This window comes from Saccharobesus litoralis (genome assembly GCF_003063625.1).
Taxonomy (GTDB): Bacteria; Pseudomonadota; Gammaproteobacteria; order Enterobacterales; family Alteromonadaceae; genus Saccharobesus; species Saccharobesus litoralis.
Map to the genome: position 1 here is coordinate 1,025,752 of NZ_CP026604.1, position 20,953 is coordinate 1,046,704.

Here is a 20,953-nt window from a genome sequence, read left to right on the forward strand (position 1 = left end):
GTGTATTTAACTAAATTGATACTTATTTGTTACACCAATAGCATACATGATTATTTATGAATTAAAATGATTCACTATGATAATTTAGTTATCAAAAATTATTTTTCATTCCAAATGAACAATCGAAATACGAGTAACGTTTTTTTTAGACTTTTGTTCAGGAAAAGAATATTAGGTAAATACAAAAACAGCCATATTCAGAATAAAGTGGAATAGATAGCAAGAGGCAGATAGCAAAATGGGTAAGGAAAAGCTAAAACAAAAAAGCCCCGCACTAGTCACGTGCAGGGCTTAAAAAACAAATTAAATCACTTAGCGTAAGCTGTGTGATGGTTAATCCTAATATAATTAGAGTAGAGACTTAACGTAAGCTTCAAGCTCTTTATCTTGACCATTTTCAAATAAGCAAGCTTGGAAACGTTCGCCAGATACAGCGGTTTTAACCAATTCTTGATCAAGGTTTTTCAATGAATCGATATAGCTAGTGCCTAATAAAGCCGTTTTAACTTCAGATAAAATAGAAGCATTACGTACTTGAGGCTCACGTCGTTCAACGGGATAACCCGCGCCGCGCTCACCAGTTAATGCTTTTTCAAAGATATAACGCGCGTTTAATTCAGCGCCCCAACCAAAACCTTTCGCAAAAGGTAAAGCTAATGCGTTGCCGTTATTAACTTGGTTAAACAAAAATGCATCGGAAGGATCAATACAATAGCCGCAGTAAACGCCAGCGTGAGCATTTAACGACATCATAGCGCCTTGGCCTGTACCACAACCTGATACAACAAAATCAACGGCTTTAGCGTTAATTAAAATACCAGCCATTATGCCCAAGTGAATATAAGTTAAATGATGGTCGTTCTCACCGTCCATACCCACATTAAAAATATCGTGGCCTAATGGACCAGCAACGCCTTCTAGCTCTTTTAAGATAATAGGGTTTTTAGCCGCTTGGCTATTTTCCATCATCAATGCAACTTTCATGATTATTCCCAGTTATTACGTGACTAAATTTGATTAATTATAACATTAAAACAGCAAGATAAAACCATCTTAAAAAATGTGGATTAGTAGACTGTACATCACGGTTAAAAAATTACCTCTTTCCTGCGAAAGTATAAACCTAGTGTCTTTTGCTTAAACCTGGCGATATTTATCCAACAATAGTCGCTAGATCCCCGCATGCGCAGGCTTCATGTTCCCGACGAAACCTAAGTACCAGCATCCCTGTCTCTTCTACACAAATATTAATTAACTTAAAACAATCAAAAAAAGTCGATGAAAAATGCGATTAGTAGGTAGTACTTAGTGCTTAAAAAAGTATCGTCTTTCCTGCGAAAGCAGGAACCCAGTGTCTTTTGCTTAAACCAGACTATGTTTATCCAACAATAGTCGCTAGATCCCCGCATGCGCGAGGATGACGAGGGTATTTTCCTAAGCTTCGGTGATAAAACTTCCCCCCTATTGACCGAAAAAAGCGCTTCTGAAACTTGTATTCAAGAGACAGACTCGCTTTCCTGCTGGCACTAATTCAATCACCAAACCCAATCTTGATTGATTATTTATGACAATTAAAACAAAGTTGCATATAAATAGAATAAGGCAATGAAAACCTACCAGTTTAGATTCAACACCCGAATACCTACATATATCCTTTATATTCAGCGTTTTAACAAACGACAAAACTAATAAACCACATCAACTTATTTCAAATAAGATAAAAATAATAAAATTCATAACCAATCAATATAAATCATTTATTTAACAAACCAATCACTATTGTGTATATTATTTAACAACAAGTGAGGTTCGAAACGGATAACGCACCACTGAGGTGGCAGGAGCAGCAAACCACTGCAAAGCCTGAAATTAAACAGAGTTATTAGTTAGATATAGAGTTGAAAACAATGAAAAATAGTTTATCTAGTGGTCAATTAATCAATGCCTTTTTCTTACTACTCATCACCTTTGCTGTCACTTCAGTGCAAGCGATGGATTTGGTCGTGCCACTAGCCAAAAACGTCAATGATCAATACAAAAGCCAATTATTAGAATTGGTTATCAAACATGCCGATGCTAAAAATATCAACGTAATTCCAACAAGAGCAGGGAACCGTCGCCAACAAATAGCTAAAGTGAAAGCTAATGAGCTCGATTTACTCTGGGCACCGAAAAGCCAAGACCTAGAACAAGAATTATTAGCCGTCGAGTTCCCTATTTATCATGGTGCAATGGGTGTTAACGCCCTCATAGTGAGATCAACTGACATAGAGCGATTTAACTCGCTAGTGGATTTAAACCAGCTTAAAACCTATAAAGCAGGTTCGCAACGCGCTTCCGTTACTCGTAGAGTATTGGAACAAAACGCATTTAAAACGATATCAGTTGTTAATGGCCACTTTGGTCATATGCTTGACGGCTCAAGATTTGACTACTTTCCTATTACCGTAACCAGAGCTGAAAACGTATTAAATCAATGGCGCGCAGAAGATAATTTAGACGTAGTTATTCACCCCAACGTGTTAGTTAAACTGCCTTTACAAGTCTATTTTTATGTAAATAAAGACAATACTAAGCTCGCTACTTTAATAAAAACCAGTTTAGAGCGCGCAAAAAACAGCGGTGAATTTGATGCCTTAGTGCAAAGCAGCTATGAGTTTCAAAAAGCACAAAGCTTTTTAGATAAAGAAAACAGCAAAATTTTTGAAGTCGCAAAGGCCATATAAAAACCATATACATAAGGCTAGGAGGCGCTTACTAACGCAAATGCCTCCTAGCCTTATGTATTAAACTTTTTGAGACTCGCAGTCCTAATCAATAATAATTCTCCACTTGATATGTATATCGGGTGCCAACAAAATCCCAATTACACCATAGCGTGATCATGAAAAAACGATTAAAAACATTTTTACCCGGCGCAGTTATCGCGACCAGTTTATTACTAACAGCATGCAACACAACGCCAGTCGCCAATTCAAACAAAACTGAAACTGTCGATTACTTCGCCAACGATGGTCTAGGTAACGCCCTAGCCATTGTGCAGCATCCTGCTGGCGTACATGTTGATGGCATCACTTACGTGTCCTATCAGGGGCCGTTAGAAGATCCTTATGTCGCGTCTTACAATCACAAAACTAAGCAGTGGTCTGGGCCCTTTAAAGCGGGTGTCAGTACCATGGGTAAAGATCCCTCTCGCACTAAAATAGATAATCATGGTAAACCAACCATGATTATTGATGATCTCGGATATATCCATATTTTTTACGGTGGCCATGGGGGCACCGACCGACACGGCGCTAACCCGTTAGGCAATAAGCATTATGGTGAAAACCGCCATAGTGTGTCCAAACGACCATACGATATTAGTGAATGGCAAGAAATGTATACCATTCCTGTATTTGGCACCTACAACCAAGCAGTAAAAATGGACAATGGCGACATTTATTTATTCTATCGCCACGGTGCGCATCGCAGCGACTGGGTTTACCATAAATCAACTGATCATGGCCGCACATTTGAACCGGCGGTTTCCTTTCTTAAACACAAGAAGCGTACAGATATAAGAGCCGACGACAGCTGGTATGCTTGGGTCAGCAAAGGCCATGGCGACGATATAATTGTCTCGTACGACTATCACGTTTGCTGGGATTACGACGCAGGTATTAACGGCCGAGGCCACACCACACAACGCCACGATGCTTACTATATGGTGTTTAATACCAAAACTAACACTTGGCGCAATGTGAAGGGCGAGCCGGTGACTATTCCTGTAACTCGTGAGCATGCCGATAAAACCACACTTGTGGCACGCACCGGTAAAAACTGGACCTTTAACGGCTCTGCTCATTTAGATGAAAATGGCTACCCACATATCAGTACTAATATTGGCCGCGATTTGGGACACAAAACTGGCGGGCCTAAACAAACTAGCTACTTCCGTTGGAACGGCAGTGAATGGCTAGGCGGTAATCCGGTTAATACTCAAGCTCGCAAAGACAACCTAGATACACGTGGTGATTTTAAAATACATTCACCCACTGATATCACCTTTACTTTAGGTTATGAAGAAAGCAATACTGGCATTATCGCCGACTTTAATAGTCAAGATGGCGGCAAAACCTTTACCAAAACCAAAGAATTATTGCGTCGCCCTGGGGCGCAATGGGCCCTCTCGGCACTTATCGATAATGCTCATCCAGATGCCCGCATGATAGTCGCAGAAAAACAGCGTAACTCTAACTGGCACCGTATTTATCTAGTTGGCGACAAGGGGCCAATTGGCCGCACCAAAAGCGATGCCAATGTGCTTAAACCGGATGCCGTTATTAATATGACCAAGAAAAAGTAACTACCCTCTTCCGTAAGAGCAAAAAGCCTTAACTTGTCATTTCAAGTTAAGGCTTTTTTATTGCTTGTTGTTTTTAATGGTTTGGGTCTTCTAACTCTAGGTCGGTCTTTAAGACAGAAAGGGTTGCAGGCTCTGCAAGCATACAAGATTTTTATTCCCGATAAATCTTAAGTACCTGCATCCCTGTCTCTTGATCACAAGTTTCAAAAGCGCCCATTCGGTCAATGGGGGTGAAATTTTATCACCGAAGCTTAGGAAAATACCCTCGTCTTCCTCGCGCATGCGGGGATCCAGCGACTTTCGTTGGATAAACATAGTCTAGTTTAAGCAAAAGACACTGGGTTCCTGCCTACGCAGGAAAGACGGTACTTTTTTAACCGCTATGTACAATCAGCTAATCCACATTTTTCATCGACTTTGGGTTGTTTTAAGTTAATTAATATTTGTGTAGAAGAGACAGACCTGCATCCATGCAGGCAAATGCTCGCCCACAAAAGTCGGAATATTAATTACCTTCTGCGAAGGTAAGTTTACTTAGCGGTATTAAGGTTCGTCTTCCAAACCATTACCACTGAGAACAACCAATCTCCACTCACCTTAAATCACAAGGCTTTAAAGGTTTTAGTGGCTGAAATGAACCGTTTTAAATACCGGACTTTTGACTTGTTTTTGCCAAAAATTTAAGGCGTTGGCGCGGGTTTCGGCGCTAAGTTGTGGGTTTTTTAGATAATAGAAATTACGTTTATCAAAATTTAAACCAGACGGGATCATTTGGTAAAAGGCGTCAAAAACTTTATCAAACTCGCCATTGTGCGCTGCCTTTACCAGCCCAGTGTATATCTTTTTTGCCAGTTCAGGTCGTTGCTTAGATACAAAAAAATAGACAGGTAACTCAGTGTAAAAAATGGTGTTGTCTTCAATTTTCAATTTGGGGTAGTTTTTATCTATTGCTTGTAAGGTTTCAGGCGTTTCTATTATTCCGCGGGTAGTATATTCAAAGCGTCCTATATCCAACATTTTAAGTAAGCTAGATGTTCTTTCCGCTGTGATATATTTAAACTCATGGTGGGCTAATACTTTGGTAGTGCGCCACCTTGATCCTGCGCCTTGTAGTATGTTTTTAAACTGTTTGAGTGAGTGCAGGTTATCAAACTTGCTTTGGTTTTTAGCTTGGATTAGTAGAGTTCTGTACCCCATTAACCCCTTGTACAGAGGAATACGGATAGGTAACAACTGAGTTTCAACTTCAGTATTGGCAGGAAAATAAGTTACATCGACTTTACCTTTTTTCACTGCATAGGTACTGGCACTATATCCCGTGTTCGTCGGAATTGAAGTCACCCTTGTTTCTTGACTAGCGCTAGTTGTCTCTTTTAGCGCTAACACTAACAAATCATAAACGTATTTTTGCCGTATCTCACTTATGCCAGAAGGTGAAGTCAAAGTGACTTCAGCCCTAGCAACATTAAGACTAAACACACAGATAAATAACGCACTGACAAATAACGCGCGGATATATAACGTAAAAAGGCGGATCACAAGGCGACAAACCAACATATAAAACAGCTAATTTAACACTAGTGTATGGACAGTAGATCAGCAATTTTTAAATCGCCAAAAAGCAAAAAAGCTAGCGCATAGGCTAGCTTTTTGGGTGACAACACACTAAGTATAAAGGCAGCTTTACCCAGTTTAACAGCAGCAAACCACCTTTACTGTAAAGATTAGTCGTCTGTATTTTCGCCAGCAACATAACCGAAGTTAGCTATGATACCGCCATCAACATAAATAACCTGACCATTGATAAAGTCAGCCGCTTTTGACGCTAAAAATAACGCTGCTTTACCGATATCTTCTGGCTCACCCCAACGGTTAGCAGGTGTACGCGTCATTACTAAGTCGTTAAATGGATGACCACCTACACGAATTGGTGCAGTTTGTTCTGTCGCGATATAACCAGGGCCAATCGCATTAACTTGAACGTTATGTTTAGCCCACTCACAACATTGGTTTTGGGTAAGCATTTTTAAACCGCCTTTAGCTGATGCATAAGCTGAAACGTTTTGACGGCCGTAAACACTCATCAATGAACACATGTTGATGATTTTACCTTGACGACGAGCGATCATGTTAGGCGCAACACGCTTAGACACAATAAATTGCGCCACTAAGTCGATATCGATAACTTGACGGTAATCTTCAACCGGCATATCTAAAATAGGTACACGCTTAATAATACCCGCGTTGTTAACCAAAATGTCGATTGGACCAACTTCGTTCTCTATTTGCGTAATACCGCGGTCAACTTCTTGCTCATCCGCAACGTTAAAGGTAAGCGTATAAACGTCGATACCTTCTTCTGCATAGGCTTTTTTACACTCTGCTAGCTTATCTTCAAAAATGTCGTTAACAACCAAAGTGGCGCCAGCTTTAGCAAGCATTTTACCGCAAGCCATACCGATACCGTGTGTACCACCCGTTACTAACGCTACTTTACCTGTTAAATCAAATAATTCATTGACCATGTTCTTGTTTCCTATCTGTAATAAGAGTGAAAACGATAAAAACAAACATTTGGCAGCGCCCAATATTTGTTATTACCTAGAAAGAAAAAAGCCCACAAATCGCTTTTTAGCCGCAAGGTGAAAACAGCAAAAATTCAAACACGATTGTGAGCAAACGAGGGCACTAATAATGAAGCTGACCTTCATCAATTTTACTAATACCCTTTCGCACTAAAATCATATCCGAGTATATTAACTCACATAATATATTTTACAATCACTTTAAATCACCATGTGACTTGTATTGACTATTTTATAAAAGTTTCGAAAGGCAGTAATCACAATCACATAAATACGAACATAGCTGAAAAGGGTTCGAGTGATGATTTTTTAAAAAATTATGTTGATAAACCCAATGAACTGACATTTTTAGTGTGGAGTGGTTAAACGTATTGATATCTCACCGCACCTGATTAAGTTTTTTAAACGGTTTGGCACTTAATTAGCCATTACGTGACAGCCTGTGGTCATAGCGGCTAAGTATTTATCTCTTGGTAATATGCTGCTATTAACGTCCACGCATAGGCGGCATCTATATTTGAATAACACTGGCAAGAAATTCAGGAAATAAACTAGTAAGGGTGATCAAGACCGGAACCACGACAAAGTAGGCTAACATCAGACCGCGAATAGTGGGGCGAGCATTATTTAGTCCCATCAATCTATCAATAACAAGTTGGCCTTTAAGACTTACAGCAATCATAACAAGGCAAATGCTTAATTTGGTTTGATTGTTCTCGGCAAACAGCACACTAAACAGAGTTAAGCCAATTAACACTAACCAGACAAATTCTAGCTTGCAAGCCTTAAGTCTAAGTAGCATACGATGCTCCTCTATTTAGCTGACAATATATAACAAGGGAAACATAATGATCCAAACTAGATCTATCATGTGCCAGTAACTAGCAGCACTGTCTAAACCTTGATGTTGCTCGGCATTATAGCCGTCAAAATAATAGTGCAAGCCAACGCAAAACAGACTGCACATGCCCATCACTACATGGAGTAAATGATTAAACGTTAAGTAGTAATAGAGTGCGAAAAATGTGTCGGTTGTCGAGTGGATCGCCTGACTCTGATTCCAAAAATATTCCCAAATTTTAACACCACAATAGCTAGCGCCAGCTACTATAGTTAAACCAAGCCATCGCAAGGCTCGACGCTTATAATTGCTCTTAACAGCGGTCATAGCTTTAGCAACAAAAAAGCTGCTGGACAATAACAACAGGGTATTCCAAGTACCCGCGAATGTATTGAGTTGACTCGGCCCTTGAGCGAACTGTTGCGGGTAATGTAGTTTGGCAATCAAAAATGCGATAAAAAAGAATGCAAACTCAGTTAGCTCGGCAGCAATCAATATCCAAATCGCAATACTGCCAGGAGTATGCTTGGTTTTGTTCTGTGCTGCCGCGCTAACGGACACCGCAATTGCTTCACTATTCATCGTTAAAAAGACGCATCAATCAAACGCTCGATGGCTTGTTGAGTTTGGCTGTCATCGGTTAATGGTTGAGCTAAGCAAGCGTAGCAAGCTTGCTTGATCTCAAGGCCAGATTTGATCATAAGGGCTGTATAGATTAGCAAACGAGTTGAAGCGGCTTCTTCCAGATCATGATCAGTGAGTCGGCGTAGCGCTTGTGCCAACGACACAAGTTGCGTCGCTAAGGATTTATCTATACCCGACTCTTGGCAAATAATCACAACTTCATGTTGAGGCTCGGGATAATCAAAGGTTAGACCAACAAAGCGTTGCCTTGTGCTGGGCTTTAATCCCTTAAGCATATTTTGGTAACCCGGGTTATATGAGATCACCAACATAAAATCCGGATGCGCGTTGAGTACCTCACCGGTACGTTCTATCGGCAAGATCCGTCGATGATCGGCAAGAGGGTGAAGAACAACAGTAGTGTCTTTACGCGCTTCAACCACTTCATCCAGATAGCAGATCCCGCCTTCGCGTACCGCACGTGTTAACGGCCCGTCTTGCCAAAAGGTGCCTTGTGCACCTATCAAATGGCGGCCAACCAGATCAGTCGCGGTTAAATCATCATGACAAGCAATAGTATAAATTGCACGATTAAGTTTTTGCGCCATGTATTCTACAAAGCGGGTTTTACCACAACCGGTTGGGCCTTTGATCATAACCGGTAAATTGTTATTAGCGGCGTGCTCAAAAATCTCGACTTCGCGATCTTGAGACAAATAATGGCAATGTTGAGTCATTGTCGTGTCCTACAAGTTTATTAGTTAAGCATGAATGCCGGTTAAATTTAAATACAATTTGGGCAGCAAGGTGGGTAAGCGAGTCACATCATCAATAATGGCATAGCCTTTTTCTCCAAATAGATACGGTAAATAGTCATTGCCTTTTTCGTCGATCGTCACACAAAAAGGCTGTAATCCCGCTTGTTTGGCCTCCAAAATTGCTTGCCGAGTATCTTCAATTCCATAGATACCTTCATATTGATCAATGTCATTAGGCTTGCCATCCGATATGATTAGCAGCAGCTTTTGTTCGGTTTGCTGCAATTTTAAGATGTTGGTTGATTGACGGATCGCAGCACCGATCCGGGTATAAAAACCAGGTTTTATGGCACAAATACGACCTCGTGCGTGTTCGGTGTATTTTTCAGCAAAATTTTTCAATAAGTGATAACGCACCTGTTTGTTTTTAACCGAGGAAAAACCATATATCGCAAACTGATCACCACTACTGGTTAACGCCTCGGCAAACAGCAACAAAGTATCGCGAATAACATCTATGACTTTTTGCTGCGCATTTAGCGCCGAGTCGGTCGACATAGACAAATCGGCAAGTAATAAACACGCCATCTGGCGCGAATTGGCGATACGGGTTTTAAAAACATTTTGCGGTTCTTGACTACGTGTTTGTTGTGTTAAGCAGTCTAACCAAGCATCAATATCTAATTCTTCTCCAAATGGTTGCCGCTGTAACCATTGGCGTTGCGGTTTTAAACAACTGAATTGTTTGCGTAAGGTTTGTGCTATTTGCTTTAAGTGCTGGGGCAATTGCGCTGGCTCGGCATCATCGGCTAGAAAGGGTTGTAACAAGCAATAATGGTTAACGAGCTGGTTTTTCTTATAGTGCCATTCCGGCAACTTAATACCATTACCCAATGGCAAATCATCTTGTTCTGCAGCGGGTAAATCGAGATCAAACTTGATTTTAGCTGCTCCAGCACGACGTTGACGCGACAAGGTAATAATATCCAGATCGTCTGCCACCGAAGCTACATCTTCGTCTAGGCTTTCATCTTGGCAACGATCCAATTCAACTTGTTCTGCCCAACTAAATAAGCTTTCTAATTGAAAAATCAGTAAGCCATCGGTTTTCTTGGCATCATCAATACGCTGTGCGGTTTTACGGCTTTGTTGTCGACTAACACCTTGCTTAGCGGCTGATTTACCAAAATCATCAAGCCGATCATCACTATTTACGGCGACTAAGTGCAAAGGTGCTGGATACAACCATAAAAGAACAGGTAAAGGATCACCTGGGGCCAGTGGCAAATTACTTACGCTACCTGGGCTTATTAACGCTTGCTGAATTGCTTTTTCACGCGTCAATTGGGCCGGATTTAAGTTACCGGTAATAGTTTGGCGTTGGCTTAATAAGGCTTGCACGACATTTTGATATTGTTGGCGTAAGCCCGGTTTACTGTTTAATAACTCACTACTGGCATTTTGATTATGTATAAACCATTGGTTGACGAGTGATTGCTGCAGATCTATCGTGGTTTGGCAATGATACGCCGCTAATGCGGTAAGCCAAAAATACACAAACTCATTAAGCTCAGATTGCGAGAATAATGCAATTGTCGTTGGTAAACGCAGACTGCGTTCATCTTGCCAACTAACGCTAAAGCGTTTATGACTACCCGCGATACGCTGCAACCAACGGCGCTGAATATTAAATTTTCGCGGTTGCGCACCTTCAATTACTTTGGCTGCCCCCCCCCCCATAGCTCGATACCAAGGTGCCAGTTGTTGGCTTAGCGTGGTTAGCTCCACACTGGCCTGAACACAATCCGTATTGACTTGGCGAGTGAGCATTTTGTGCCAAATTTCACCAACAAACTCTTCCATACGGTTTCCTCGTAGCTTTTCAACTTAGTTTTGGTTAGTTGACATTTTGGTGTAGGTCGGTCTTTAAGCCGATGGGTACGTGAGTTACATCTTTTTAAATATTGGCCTAAAGGCCAACCTACAAGAGCTTTGACTGATAATTTCTTGCTAAAAACTGTACTAATATTGCCATCCGACAAATGACATAAGGGATCACCATTGACTTTAATACATCTGCTATCAATGGAGATCTGTGATTATTATTGCCTCTGTCTAGCGACCAAAAGTTTTAACGGGCTGACTCTGGAGTTAGTCCTTCAAGATCACTGGCCTCTTCTTCTGTTTCACCGACAAAGAAGCTACAAAAATAGGCAATTAAACCAAGTAGGAATACCACACCAAAGATCTGTCTGAGCCAAAATACTGGGGCTAATTTATCTTGCACAGCCATAAAGCCCAAAGCTTCGCCCGATTCAGGCAGTCGCTGTAAAGCAACTTGCCATGCACCTGCAGCGGTTAACGCCAGTGTGATCCCTAGCATACTGATACACATAGTCCAAAAGGCAAAACGTTCGATTTTTTGTGCGGCAATAGAGTTACCTTGCGGTCGCCCTCGCATGATAGGCATAGTGTAAGAAATGATGGCTAACACGATCATGGCATACGCACCAAAGAACGCTAAGTGACCATGAGCAGCAGTAATTTGCGAACCGTGAGTGTAGTAATTAACCGGGGCTAACGTGTGAATAAAACCCCAAACACCAGCGCCCAAGAAAGCCATTACCGCGGTACCCAAGGCCCAAGTGGTCGCTATTTTATTACCATGCTGGTGTTTGCGCTCCGCGACCATACGAAACGCGAAAACCACCATCATAAAGAAAGGTAAAGGTTCGATTGCAGAAAAAATTGAACCTAACCATAACCAGTAGGTACCGGGACCGATCCAGAAATAATGGTGGCCCATACCGATCAAGCCAGAAATTAGCGCCATGGCAATGATCACGTATAACCACTTCTCAATGACTTCGCGGTCAACACCAGTCACTTTAATCAATACAAACGCTAAGATCGCACCTAAGATCAGTTCCCACACGCCTTCAACCCATAAATGCACCGTCCACCACCAGAAATACTTATCTAGTGCAAGATTACTTGGGTTATAAAAAGCGAATAAAAAGAATACGGCTAAGCCAATTAGGCCAGTGACCAACACCATATTAATAACGGTTTTTTTACCTTTTAAGATGGTCATGCCGATATTAAAAATAAAAGCCAAGCAGACAATTACAATACCAATTTTGGTTATCGTCGGTTGCTCTAAAAACTCCCGCCCCATGGTGGGCAATAACTCGTTAAAGGTTAAATCGGCCAGCGCAGAATACGGAACCAATAGATAGCCAAGAATAGTAGCAACCCCGGCAGCAGCAAAAACCCAAAAGGTAATTTTGGCCAATAACGGGCTGTATAATTCGGTATCACATTCCTCTGGTACTAGATAAAACGATGCCCCCATAAAGCCAAACAGTAACCAAACAATGAGTAAGTTGGTGTGTACCATTCGCGCCACATTAAATGGAATATATTCTGTTAAAAAGTCACCCGCAACGTATTGCAAACCCATGATCAGACCAAAAACGATCTGACCGGCAAATAGAATAAGGGCGAAAATAAAATAAGGCATCGCCACTTTTTGAGATTCAAATTTCATTACGTACTCCTTTTAACCTTCAATATTTGGTGGCCAATCATTGTCATTAATACGAGATGTCCAAATTAAAAAGTTAGCAATATCATCAACCTCTTCAGGGGCTAAATTGAACTGCGGCATTTTACGTCGTCCCGGTGTTTGTATGGGTTGAATAGACATCCATGCACGTAGATAACTTTTGAATACTTGTTCATTACTGCCACCCCGTCGGTCAAATACATTGGCCAGCTCAGGTGCGTAATAAGCGCCTTCCCCCATTAAGCTGTGACAGCCAACACAGTTGTTCTTTTCCCATAAATGTTTGCCGTTAGCGACGGATGGCGTAATGTTCTCTCTATGATCCCGCTCAGGCAGCTCCAGCATGGTGTCAAACGTCAATCCCAACAGTAGTAAAAAGAAAAAGAAGCTACCGCCGTAATAGATGTTTCTGGCCATGCTTTTGGTAAAGCGCTCAGCCATGGTGTTCTCCGTTATTAGTTAAATGTCGAAATAGACATTTCAACTATCATGCCAATCGTAATCTACTGATTTAATGCGGTTTTCAATGAACTAGATGTCATTTTAACAACCTTAAACAGAAGTCTTTTTGACATCAAATATTGTCATTATGACAACATCAAGTTAAACTAATCATCATGACTACTTCTAATGATTTTTCTCTGGCATTAATAGCGATTGTTGCAGATCTGTCTCAAGATCTATCGGCACAGGTTCGTTACCAGCGTTTACTCAGTGTGATGAAACAGATCTTTCCCTGTGATGCCGCAGCATTGTTAAAGATCGAAGGCCGTGCCTTGCGGCCTATTGCCGTCAATGGTTTAAGCCGCGATACCTTAGGTCGGCGCTTTATGGTTGATGAGCATCCGCGCCTAGCCACTATATTATTATCACGAGAGCCAGTGCGCTTTCCCGCTGACTCGGATCTCGCCGATCCATATGACGGTTTACTCGACAACCATCAACAGAGTTTGCATGTGCATGATTGTATGGGGATCTCTCTTTATCAGGATGATCAACCTTGGGGAGTATTAACCTTAGATGCTGCGGTGCCCGGCACCTTTGATCAAATCGAACAACAGCAATTACGCACCTTTATCGGTTTAACAGAAGCTACCGTAAAAGCTGCGCATCGCATTGAAGCTTTGCAAGCTCGGGTAGACCGAGAGATTGAAGTCGCGCAATCACAATTAGTTGATGAAGGTAAAACTGAGATTATCGGCAACAGCCAGTCACTTAATTTGATGTTAAGCGAAATTGATATTGTCGCCCGCTCTCACCTCACCGTATTGATACTGGGCGAAACCGGGGTGGGTAAAGAATTAGTCGCCCGTAAAATCCATAGTCGTTCGGCGCGACACGACCAACCTCTTGTCTATGTGAATTGCGCGGCTCTGCCAGAAAACCTTGCAGAAAGCGAGTTATTCGGCCACAAAAAGGGCGCATTTACCGGAGCCGAGCATAATCGCTTAGGCAAATTTGAAATAGCCAATGGTGGTACGCTATTTTTAGACGAGATCGGGGAACTATCATTAGCCGTTCAAGCTAAAATTCTACGCGCTTTGCAAAGTGGAGAGATCCAACGTGTTGGCAGTGACCAACATATAGAAGTGGATGTCAGGATCATTGCTGCAACGAATCGCGATCTTAAACATGAAGTCCGTAAAGAGCGCTTTCGTGCCGATCTGTATCATCGTTTATCTGTATATCCGCTAATCGTACCGCCTTTGCGTGAGCGAGGTAATGATGTGTTATTGATTGCTGGCTATTTACTGGAAAAAAACCAACGTCGATTTGGCGTACAAGGTTTACGCCTAAGTGCAGGTGCGCGCCAAGTGATATGCCATTACGCGTGGCCAGGAAATGTGCGAGAGCTAGAACATCTATTAAGCCGAGCTGCTCTAAAAGCAATCAATAGTCATGGTAAAGAAAGCCGAGTCGTTAATATTATGCCGAATCACTTAGATATTAGTGAACAAGACATCTTAGATAACACGCTTGCAGAGCAGTCTCAGTTACCACTAACATCAGGATTAAACCAGTCTAGCATAGCCAATATTGCGCCCGGCGTTACTCTTAAACAAGCTACTGAACAATATCAAAAGCAATTGATCCAGCAGCGTCTACAAGTCCATCAAAACAATCAAGCCGCAGTCGCGCGCGAACTCGGTATTAACCGCAGTAACTTTTACCGATTGTTGAAACGCTTAGCTATTGGCTCAATTGAGGAAAATTAGCTTTATGCCCGGTTTTATTTCCGGGCTTTATATGTCTAATTTTATGGCTTTATATCAGTAGTTAGGAGCTATAGAGTTAACATATCTTTCATGTCTTCGGCTGTTGCATGATTATTACCACCGTTATTAGCGCCGGTTATCCACCAATACACCATGCCGGCATCTGAGCAATCGAATTTGTTAGTTTGAAAATCAACCATACCATCACGCTCGGCATAATCTAGCCAATGCCAAATATAAGTGATGCCAGCTGCAGGGTGATGCTTGGCCCAGTCCCAATGGCTGATAGGTGTTTGTAACCCAACGTTTTGATCGCCAATTTGATGCTCTGTTACACCAAAATCTAAGATTTGCTGCCAAGTGAAAAAGTCACCTGTATTATCGTTGGCTGGGTGATGAGAGATCACGTTTACGTGTTTTCTAACCGCAGGGTTAGCCGCTTGTAATGCATAGCCAATTAAATCCGGTTCACCGGCTTCAATTATCCATAACGGATCGGACGCTGAAGACGCATTGATCGCATCGACTAAATCTTGGGTAGCGGCTTGCTGATCAGTGCGGCAATTATAATAGTTGCGTAAGTTTTTAAATGGCCCAAATAGTTCAATACCTTGACCACTTAACTCATGTAATACCGCCTGACGCCGTAATTCACCTGGCGTGTCTATTTGCTGGCGGCCTTTGTTTTTAAACGGGTCGAGATCACACGAATGCGATAAGTGAACCAGTCGTTCATTTAAACCTGCTTTGCTAAGCAAGCCAAACATAACGGGCGTTGCGCCAATATCGTCAGGATCCGGCGAATTACCATCAATTACCACGGCCAAACGGCCTTTTGGTGGCGCTATTTTATCAACCTCAACATCGGTAACATAACGTTGCCAAAACGCGTGGGCAGAATTGGCTTTGTTCTCCAGTTGCAAGATCCACCACACTTCAACCATGTCAGAAAAATCGATACCACCTTGTGGAATAACTGAGTTAGCGGCATTAAAACCCGACTCAGCTACAAGCTGTTGCGCATGCTGCCATAACTGGCGCGAAAGCTTTTTGTTATTGCTTGCGCTAGTTGCCGCTTTAAGCCATTTAACCCCTTCGGCAACATATTTGGGCGTAACGTCACCGCGGCGATCTTTACGAATGTATTTTCGTTTTAGCTTGTTACCATCACCAATGGCGCGATAATCAGCTTTCGCTTTGACATAAGCCAATGCCGCTGGGCTGGTTTTTTGTTCGTTCCAACCACTGTGCTGCACAATGACAACTTGTTGTTTGATTACTGACTCGGCAACACCAGCCTTGATTAACGCTTTTATCCAGTCTTGACTGAAATCAGACTGCCCTGCTTCTTGAACCCAAACAACACCGCCACGCTCAAGCACTTTTGCAACGCGCTTTTCGACTAACTCCACCGCTGCTTGCCAATCTTTTTTAGCATCAAGCCAATTAACGTTTTCTTCGCCAAAAGCTAGGTTCATCAAGCTATTGGGGGTTCTATACTTGCCACCTTGAATGCCAACTGTTCCTGCTACGGCCAATACATTTAGATTGCGCATGCTAGGATCATCTAATAATGAACCAAGAGCCGCCACCGCATGAAGATCATCGGCATCGGGTTGAAAATCAAACTGCGACAACAGAAGATCGTGTTCAAAATTAAACACTGGGCGCGCATTTGACGCTTGCGCTGATGGGGTTAATTTTAATTGTTGCCAACGACCGCGAGCCCAAGCCGTGCCGCCATGTTCTGGTATTTCGCCATTGGTATTGGGAATTGACTCAATGCCAAGTATGTCGCCTTTGCGTAGCGATACATGCTGCCAAGTAAAGGTCTCAGGTTTAAGATCCTGAGCATGCCCCTTGCCGATATAAGTCGCACGGTAGGTACTCACAACTTTATTGTTAATCAATAGTCGGTAGGTTGGCTCGCCATCTTCTTCGGTCATTGCGGTAATTTCAATGTTGTAATGACCTGAGACGCCGTCGAAGGTACGCGTCGCTCGTGCATATAATCGGCGATATTCATGTACCCGCGCATCAATACCCAACGCTTGGTTATTGGTATCTTTGTAGTAAGGTGCACCGCCGGAGGTTAAGTCGGGAAAATCTTCCAGTGCGTTATACACAATGGCTGTATTTTGACTTGCTGTGTTTTGACTGGCTAGGTCTTTACCGACTTGAGTTTGTTTACATGCCGTTAAAGCCAGGGCTATTAATAATGAGGAGAATAACTTGCTCATAGGTGGATTATTTTCCTTAGACTTTGGATAAAATAAAACCGCGTTTAAATAAACGCGGTTTTATATGATTTTTAGGCTAATGCTGTTTCCAAAAAGAAATGACCAGTTGAATCATTAGTAGAATTTACTATTACTCGTGATTTCTTAACCATATTTAGATTAAAGAAACAACTTCAGGCTGAGCTCGCTTAAGGCGCCTACTTTTGGTGTCGAAGTCTTATTACCTTCTGACTTACCGACACTTCGACTGCTTCGCGCTCAGTGTGAAAGAACCTGTTAACTCAATCCATGGATTTCGTTCAGCAACATTTTCAACTAATCAAAATTAAATTGAAAAGGTATTAGTTAGACCACTTACTCATTTCAGAGGCGGCTAACAATACTGCACCTGTACCGTATAGCTGAGAATCAGTTTCTTTAACAGGATCAGGTGATTTACCGACATGCTGTACCCAGTTAACGCGACCATCTTTAGCAACGGCTTTTTCAAGTGCTGCCCAGCCTTTTTCAACAATTTCTTTTGATTTTGCGTCAGTCAGAATACCGTTGTTAACGCCCCAAGCTAAGCCGAACGTAATAAAGCCAGTACCACTCACTTCAGGTGTTTTGACTTTATCTGGATCCATTAATGACGCAGGCCAGTAACCGTTATCACGTTGTAGCTTCATTAGGCCAGCGGCATTCTTTTTATATAACTCGATATAACGTGGCTTAGATGGATGATCGTCTGGTAACTCGTCAATAATTAACGGAATAGCAGCGAATACCCAGCCATTACCTCGGCCCCAGAAAACCGGCTTACCATTGTCACTTTTCATATCAAAGTAACGGCTATCTCGGAAAAATAATCCGTATTCATCTGAGAACAAATAGTCCGCAGCAGCCCAAAATTCCTTATCAGCATAATCAAAGTATTTTGGATCTCCGGTTACGTTAGACAACTGCAACCAAGCACGAGGTGCCATGTATAAAGCATCTGCCCAACACCAACGTAATTGGCAATTACCTTCGTGATGCACTTCTCCATGTCCTGACGCTGTCGAATCCAGCATTTCTAAGCCGACATTAGGTTTGTTATCTAATATCCAATCGAAATGTTTTTGAGTCGGCGCATAAGCTTCCTTGTTACCCGTTTGTTCTGTTAACCAAATGTAAGTTTGGGCAATAGTATGGTCATCAGCATGGTATGGTCGCTCAGTTAACAAACCGTACTCTTCTTGCTTGGCAACTTTCTCTAAGTGCGCCATAAATGCTTTATCGCCTGAAACTTCGGTCCAACGCGTTAAACCAATGTAAAAAGAGGCTTGGATCCAAAATTTAGCATTTTCTGATTTAGCGCGATGCGATTCAGGAATGTAATGTAAATTACCTAACTGAGATAACTGCCACTCACCTGCGCGTTTGGCAACATCGAATGCCGATTTTTGAATATCTAAGGCGCTGCGTTCAACTGACTCAACTGCAGATTTAGTTTCGGTTTTAGCCGTTTGTACAGGCTCACTAGCATCCTTGCCACAGCCACTTAGCACTAAGCTTAAAGCAAGAGGAAGTGCGGCTAATTTTGTGGTCATTTTATTCATAAAGATTCCTATTATTGATGCTTAATAGTTCAACTGAAAATCAATTTTAAACACTCACAGCAGGCTACTTTTACCTACTGTGAATAGTGCCAAGAAACTTTGCTTACTTGTATTGCTCGAACATAGCTAAGAACTCTTTAGCTAACGCTTTTTCACGTGTCACTAAGTTACGAGTCTCGCCTGGATCTTTTTCAATGTTGTACAGCTCTAGGTCAGCGTCAAAGCCGTAGCGAACCGCTTTCCATTGACCACGACGAGCCGCTTGGTAAGTGTCACCAATAATGCCTGAGTTTGGATCACCTACTTGCTTAGAGAACTCCCAATACAAGGTACGTTCAGCCATAGGCACTGGTGAATCTTGTAGTAAGCCATCAATCGACACACCGTTAGTGCGAACACGTGGGATAATATTTAAGTTAACGCCAGCAATTTCAGCAAACGTCGGCATAACATCAGCGAATGCCCAAGGCGTATTATCGACACGACCCTTTTTAATTTTAGCTGGCCATTGCACTAACATAGGTACGTGAATACCGCCGTCATACAAATCACGCTTTTGGCCTTTATATGGAGCAGAGGCTTTGAAGAACTCAGGATCCGCACCACCTTCATCATGTGGACCATTGTCAGATGTAAAGAAAATAAGGGTGTTATCTAACTGACCTTTTTTCTCAAGTTCAGCCATGATTTGACCAACATAGTCATCAAGCGCAGTAACCATACCAGCTAAAACCGCATTGGGTTTTTCAACAGGTTCAGGGTAGTAAGCGGCGTATTTATCACTTGGGTTACCGGTCGACATACCTGAATATGGGATCTCAGGTAAGTCATATTGCTTGCTGTATTTTTCGGGTACAGCTAACTCAGCATGAGGAGAAGAGAAAGTCAGCATAATAAAGAACGGGTTTTCACGCTCTTGCTTGATATAGTTAATCGCTTCTTCAGTAAATAGCTCTTGGGCGTAAGCGCCTTTGCGGCCACCTTCGTTTTCAGTGATGCGGATTTTCTTGTTATCGCGCCACATAATTTGTGGGTATTGTCTGTGACCCTCTAAAATAGAGTAAAAGCCATACCAAGTATCAAAACCCATAGCATGCGGGTCAGTTACCCCCATTTGTGAACCAATCGAATACTTACCAAATAATGCCGTATCATAGTCAGCGTATTTTAATACGTGCGCTAAAGTAATGTCGGCTTCATGTAATTGCACTGTATTAGCATTGTTGCGCATGTAACGGCCATCGCGACCGGTAAATAAAGAAACGCGCGAAGGAGAGCAAACCGTATTACCAGAATATGCTTGGTCAAAGCGAATACCATTGCTAGCCATCTTGTCTAAATTAGGTGTTTTGATAGGGGTATTGCCATAAGCGCCAATCTGATTAAAACCCAAGTCATCCGTTAAGATGAAAATAATATTCGGTTTTTCTGATGCCATTGCAAAATATGAACTTGCACACAAAGCCACTCCAGCCATTGCTTTGCTCAATGTACGCCCTAAACGACTTATCTTCATTGTTTAACCTCAAACCTCGTTCAACACTCTCTAACCGACTCTTTAAATGAAGTTGTTTAATCAGTTAGAACTTTAAAAATTTGTTAACGCAATATACATGAATAAAACAGAACTAAAAAGAGTTTTAGTGACTTATTTTGATTATTCATGATAAGTATTATCACTACATGAGCGAATTTTTATTCAATAAAAATATAAGCTAATGATTTATTTACTTAAATTTTAAATTTGCTTTTGCACAGTTTAAATCACCCAACATTGACTGATTAAGTCTAGTCTATTCGCAGCATAATCGCGTATATAAATACAATTCAGATAATTTATGTTTTACATAGCGAATAAGAATAATCATTTTCACTCACAACTGTTCACAAACAAACTTTACTCATGCATAATGCGTTTCGTTGTTAAGTACTGTCTCGTGCTAACAACTGTTGTTACGTGTGCTTCAAGAGTACAAATTGTGTGGTTGTACTTCTTGATAGACTTCTAGTGTGTGTGTGGGCACAAGGATGTGCTACTTTTTTCTCCTCTGCTACTTCTACTCTTTCATTTAAAATCGTTGAACAAGGTACATACTTTGTATGGGTGGATTTTATATCCACTAACCCTAACTTATTTTAGATACACTGGGTTTGCCGGTGTAAAACCGGCCCCACAAGGTACGTGTTTTGTAG

The 20,953-nt window shown here is 41.8% G+C and carries 15 protein-coding genes; 3 read left to right on the forward strand and 12 right to left on the reverse strand.

Annotated elements, in window-relative coordinates; genetic code table 11:
• Positions 1 to 348: 348 nt before the first annotated feature.
• Positions 349 to 984, reverse strand: a complete 636-nt coding sequence (locus C2869_RS03775) for an RpiB/LacA/LacB family sugar-phosphate isomerase (RefSeq protein WP_108601683.1) — start codon at positions 982 to 984, stop codon at positions 349 to 351.
• Positions 985 to 1,907: 923 nt separating this feature from the next.
• Between C2869_RS03775 and C2869_RS03780 the strand changes: the two genes are divergently transcribed.
• The gene (locus C2869_RS03780; protein WP_108601684.1) at positions 1,908 to 2,726 is read left to right on the forward strand and encodes a type 2 periplasmic-binding domain-containing protein; all 819 of its coding nucleotides are present in this window, start codon (positions 1,908 to 1,910) and stop codon (positions 2,724 to 2,726) included.
• Between the two features lie 158 nt (positions 2,727 to 2,884).
• Entirely contained in the window at positions 2,885 to 4,348 is a 1,464-nt protein-coding gene (locus C2869_RS03785) for a BNR-4 repeat-containing protein (RefSeq protein WP_108601685.1), read from the forward strand.
• Positions 4,349 to 4,969: 621 nt separating this feature from the next.
• Here C2869_RS03785 and C2869_RS03795 read toward each other — a convergent pair.
• The 8 genes from C2869_RS03795 to C2869_RS03830 form a co-directional block, all read right to left on the reverse strand.
• Positions 4,970 to 5,905: a hypothetical protein gene (locus C2869_RS03795; RefSeq protein WP_108601687.1), complete on the reverse strand. Its 936-nt coding sequence runs from the start codon at positions 5,903 to 5,905 to the stop codon at positions 4,970 to 4,972.
• A 167-nt stretch (positions 5,906 to 6,072) separates the two neighbouring features.
• Positions 6,073 to 6,873 (reverse strand): gluconate 5-dehydrogenase, encoded by an 801-nt coding sequence (locus C2869_RS03800; RefSeq protein ID WP_108601688.1) that lies wholly within the window; start codon positions 6,871 to 6,873, stop codon positions 6,073 to 6,075.
• A 571-nt stretch (positions 6,874 to 7,444) separates the two neighbouring features.
• Complete coding sequence (locus C2869_RS03805) at positions 7,445 to 7,735, reverse strand: cytochrome C oxidase subunit IV family protein (protein ID WP_108601689.1); 291 nt, start codon at positions 7,733 to 7,735, stop codon at positions 7,445 to 7,447.
• A 15-nt stretch (positions 7,736 to 7,750) separates the two neighbouring features.
• Positions 7,751 to 8,356 carry a cytochrome c oxidase subunit 3 family protein gene (locus C2869_RS03810; protein WP_108601690.1) on the reverse strand — a complete coding sequence of 202 codons (606 nt, stop codon included), beginning with the start codon at positions 8,354 to 8,356 and terminating at the stop codon, positions 7,751 to 7,753.
• 2 nt (positions 8,357 to 8,358) lie between these two features.
• Positions 8,359 to 9,135 carry a CbbQ/NirQ/NorQ/GpvN family protein gene (locus C2869_RS03815; RefSeq protein ID WP_108601691.1) on the reverse strand — a complete coding sequence of 259 codons (777 nt, stop codon included), beginning with the start codon at positions 9,133 to 9,135 and terminating at the stop codon, positions 8,359 to 8,361.
• A gap of 24 nt (positions 9,136 to 9,159) precedes the next feature.
• Complete coding sequence (locus tag C2869_RS03820) at positions 9,160 to 11,019, reverse strand: nitric oxide reductase activation protein NorD (protein WP_108601692.1); 1,860 nt, start codon at positions 11,017 to 11,019, stop codon at positions 9,160 to 9,162.
• Between the two features lie 268 nt (positions 11,020 to 11,287).
• Positions 11,288 to 12,706 carry a cbb3-type cytochrome c oxidase subunit I gene (locus C2869_RS03825; RefSeq protein ID WP_108601693.1) on the reverse strand — a complete coding sequence of 473 codons (1,419 nt, stop codon included), beginning with the start codon at positions 12,704 to 12,706 and terminating at the stop codon, positions 11,288 to 11,290.
• Between the two features lie 12 nt (positions 12,707 to 12,718).
• Complete coding sequence (locus C2869_RS03830; RefSeq protein ID WP_108601694.1) at positions 12,719 to 13,165, reverse strand: c-type cytochrome; 447 nt, start codon at positions 13,163 to 13,165, stop codon at positions 12,719 to 12,721.
• A gap of 176 nt (positions 13,166 to 13,341) precedes the next feature.
• Here C2869_RS03830 and norR point away from each other — a divergent pair, with 176 nt between their 5' ends.
• Positions 13,342 to 14,940, forward strand: a complete 1,599-nt coding sequence (norR, locus tag C2869_RS03835; RefSeq protein WP_108601695.1) for a nitric oxide reductase transcriptional regulator NorR — start codon at positions 13,342 to 13,344, stop codon at positions 14,938 to 14,940.
• A 68-nt stretch (positions 14,941 to 15,008) separates the two neighbouring features.
• Here norR and C2869_RS22750 read toward each other — a convergent pair whose 3' ends face one another.
• From C2869_RS22750 to C2869_RS03850, 3 genes are all read right to left on the reverse strand, one after another.
• Positions 15,009 to 17,180, reverse strand: coding sequence for a hypothetical protein (locus C2869_RS22750; protein ID WP_228710757.1), 2,172 nt, complete (start codon positions 17,178 to 17,180; stop codon positions 15,009 to 15,011).
• A 341-nt stretch (positions 17,181 to 17,521) separates the two neighbouring features.
• On the reverse strand, positions 17,522 to 18,760 hold the full coding sequence (locus C2869_RS03845; RefSeq protein ID WP_108601696.1) for a glycoside hydrolase family 88/105 protein: 1,239 nt from the start codon (positions 18,758 to 18,760) through the stop codon (positions 17,522 to 17,524).
• Positions 18,761 to 18,863: 103 nt separating this feature from the next.
• Positions 18,864 to 20,276 (reverse strand): sulfatase-like hydrolase/transferase, encoded by a 1,413-nt coding sequence (locus tag C2869_RS03850; RefSeq protein WP_108601697.1) that lies wholly within the window; start codon positions 20,274 to 20,276, stop codon positions 18,864 to 18,866.
• Positions 20,277 to 20,953 lie beyond the last annotated feature (677 nt).